The sequence below is a fragment of the Mangrovimonas sp. sgz306409 genome (assembly GCF_059735265.1).
On record NZ_JCAPEU010000031.1, the window covers coordinates 1 to 2,984 of the forward strand.

The following is a 2,984-nucleotide window of genomic DNA, read 5'->3' on the forward strand; positions in this document are numbered from 1 at the left end:
TTTTACTCGCAACGGAATTATAGCCCAACCGTTGCCATTAATTTGAAAAATGAAAAAAATAACAATAATTATACTTCTGACTTTATTAATTTCCAGTTGTACAGACATTAATCAAACCGAAAATAAAATTTCTGAAATTGAAAACCTACGAGCGGAAAATGATAGTCTAAAAAAAATTGTAGCGGAAATAAACAATAAATATGTTTTTGATAGTATAACAATAAGGGACATTCCTCACTACAAAAATACTTATGAACTGAATTCAAATATTAGCGGAGAAATTGTTTTTGTTGGTTATAATAATGATATTAAAAATACAAGTGTAATAATGATTGACAGCATTTCATACAATCCAAAAAAACTTTATAATCCCGACACTCTTACTTTAAAAAAAGGCGGATTTCAATACCAAAAGAAATTAGATGCTGACATGATTTATTGGAAAGCTCAAATCCAAACAAAACATAAATACGGAAAAAAATTTGGTGCAATGTTATCCAATGTTGCCAAAGTGAAAAAAAACTAATGGCAACACAGTGTATAATTCATTGCTTCTGATTTTCCTCGCGGAAAATCCTCGCAACTTTATTATCTTAGTTTCTTAACACGAAAATCCTAGCGGATTTTCACGCAACGAAACTATACACAAACCGTTACAAGCAATGCACAAATTAACTTTCATATTGTTTATTCTAATCTTTTCAAATTCTTTTGGTCAAGAAAAGAGCCTTCTTGAAATTACCAAAATTGAAACAATTACAGAAGACTTGTGGATTATTGACACTTTAAAAACAGAAAAATGGAATGCCCTTGACGAGAGACGAAAATCGAAAATACGTAATTATATCGTTGAAGAGAATACAAGAATCAAAAATGACACTTCTCGGATAACCCAAATATTGTATTACGGATTACCAGAAAAAATAAAAATTGTCGGAATCGATTTTGACAAAACAATAGAAACAAAAAATGAATCCAAAAAATATTCCTATAGAAAAATGATTTGTTATCCAGTAAAGGAAAAAACTTACGAATTAATTGCTTTTGACCGAAATACTGGAATAAAAGAATTTACCTTTTACTTTTTAGACTCGAAGCGTTTTGCAAACTTAAATTTCGATACTAAATTTTCAGAGGTTTACATAAACCCAAATTTTGATATTGAACTTGAAGAATTTGAAGAAGGAGCTTTTTTTGATGGATTAGATGAAAATGGAATTCCCTTACTAGCCAAAACAAAGATTATCAAAATGGAGGACGAAATAATAGTTGACCATAGATATGCAAGAAAATAAATACAGCTTGTAACAACGGCTATAATCCATTACTAGCTCCCTACTCTATCCTAAAAACATTATCTTTAACCAGCTACAATTCCTACTCTGAAAAATCTCCGATTTTTCCTCGCAACGGAATTATAGCCTAACCGTTGTGCGATATGCTGACCCGGCCGGAAATAAGGCTACAGAACCAGCATAGAGAGGGGCAACTAAATAAGGCTAAAACCGCTTTTCAATTAACTTACCAGTTCTTGGTATTCGACTTTTCCCACAATACTTGGCACATCGCTATCCACTTTTGGACTGAAAAGATCTTTACTCACCGAATAGGCATCTAGGTGTTCTTCAGGGAAGGTATAGTTGATGATGTCCTTGATCTCTGGTTGTGTAAGGTCCATGGACAGCCAGTTATGAGCATAATCGGCATCGAGTATCAATGGCTGCCGTTTTTTCTTATTATGGATTCTAGCAAACAAGGGGGAGGCTTCCCTAGTTAGGATGGCAAAGGTTATATAGGTACCGATAAGGGTGTACAGGCCTGCCAATGCCAAAGGCTTGTTTTCTTTATCCTTAAAGTAAAAAGGGTATTTTTTGCCTTTGTGTTCATGGGGCTCGAAAAAGCCGGACACTGGGATAATACATCTTTTCTCCTTGATGGATTCCCTGTAGAGAAAGTGTTGGAATACTTTTTCTGAACGGGCATTTAAGCCGGCCCCATACTTCACAGATTCTTTGTAATAGGGTTTGATTTCCTCTACTGTTCTATCATTTGGAACGATGCCCCAGACCCCAGGTGCCAAAACCGCCGAGTTTTCTTGGGGAATGACCAACATATTGGGATGGGAAAAGCCATTGTGATGGTAGTGTGGCTGTTTAAAATAAGGCCGCAGATTTTCATCGACCAATTTTACTTTAAAATTCCTTTCTAAATTTTGCGGCTCTTGATATGTACTGACACGGAAACACATGACCTCAACTTTTGAACCTGAATTTACAAATTAATATTCACTTGTATCGATATTCACTTAGGCACTAACATTCTTGAGCAGGCAGGGAAACGCGCGTAGCGTTGGAGCGCAGCGGAAACAGCGAGCCGGCTGCGAGCGGAGCAACGGTGGTACAAACGGGAGCCCTGAGAAGGGCGGTTTGTAGCTATGTGTGAAGGGGAGCGTAGCCTTTTTGTAACTTTTGCTTACACAAAAAGGCGGAGAGCCCCGGAACTTGACACAAGGCGTACCGCTATCTGGCCAAAGCATTAGACTGACGAAAGGAAGGCTAAAGCGGTGGCAGCACAGCTACGGTAAGCCGCAGCCCGCAGCGACCCGCAGGCGAGCACAATTATGGGCAGTGGTTGGATGTTTGGCTACTGACTGGAGGTACGGAAGGAAGGTGCCACACATACAAGGTGAACTGCCGTGACAACTGACCGAGGAACGCGATAAAGATGCCAAACCGCCCCCTGGACAGGCACTAGACAGATAGGGCACCCGCAGGGCAACACCGCTCTTTTTTTGACTTCCTAAATAACTACCACCAAAAAATGTGCGGTGTTGGTTTGGCGGCTTTATTGCCTGACGACCGAAGGCGGAACACCACTTTACCTGCCCTTCCTGGACTTTCACCCCAGCCCTTTTTAATTAAGAATGTAGAAGTAATAATGGAGAATGGGTGGTGAGTAGTGAGTAGTGAGTAGTGAGTAGTGAG

Annotated in this window: 3 protein-coding genes; 2 read left to right on the forward strand and 1 reads right to left on the reverse strand. The window is 38.8% G+C overall.

Annotation, left to right across the window (positions count from 1 at the left end):
* Window positions 1–49 precede the first annotated feature (49 nt).
* Complete coding sequence (locus AC6I5C_RS17775; RefSeq protein WP_497906343.1) at window positions 50–526, forward strand: hypothetical protein; 477 nt, start codon at window positions 50–52, stop codon at window positions 524–526.
* 136 nt (window positions 527–662) lie between these two features.
* Window positions 663–1,295 (forward strand): hypothetical protein, encoded by a 633-nt coding sequence (locus tag AC6I5C_RS17780; protein ID WP_497906344.1) that lies wholly within the window; start codon window positions 663–665, stop codon window positions 1,293–1,295.
* A gap of 221 nt (window positions 1,296–1,516) precedes the next feature.
* Here the strand turns inward: AC6I5C_RS17780 and AC6I5C_RS17785 are convergent, their stop codons facing one another.
* Window positions 1,517–2,248 carry an SOS response-associated peptidase gene (locus AC6I5C_RS17785; protein ID WP_497906345.1) on the reverse strand — a complete coding sequence of 244 codons (732 nt, stop codon included), beginning with the start codon at window positions 2,246–2,248 and terminating at the stop codon, window positions 1,517–1,519.
* Window positions 2,249–2,984: the final 736 nt, after the last annotated feature.

What these genes read in the sequence shown, in the direction of transcription:
- AC6I5C_RS17775 (WP_497906343.1), top strand. Translation starts at nt 50, where the DNA reads ATGAAAAAAATAACAATAATTATACTTCTGACTTTATTAATTTCCAGT.
- AC6I5C_RS17785 (WP_497906345.1), bottom strand. Translation starts at nt 2,248, where the DNA reads ATGTGTTTCCGTGTCAGTACATATCAAGAGCCGCAAAATTTAGAAAGG.
- AC6I5C_RS17780 (WP_497906344.1), top strand. Translation starts at nt 663, where the DNA reads ATGCACAAATTAACTTTCATATTGTTTATTCTAATCTTTTCAAATTCT.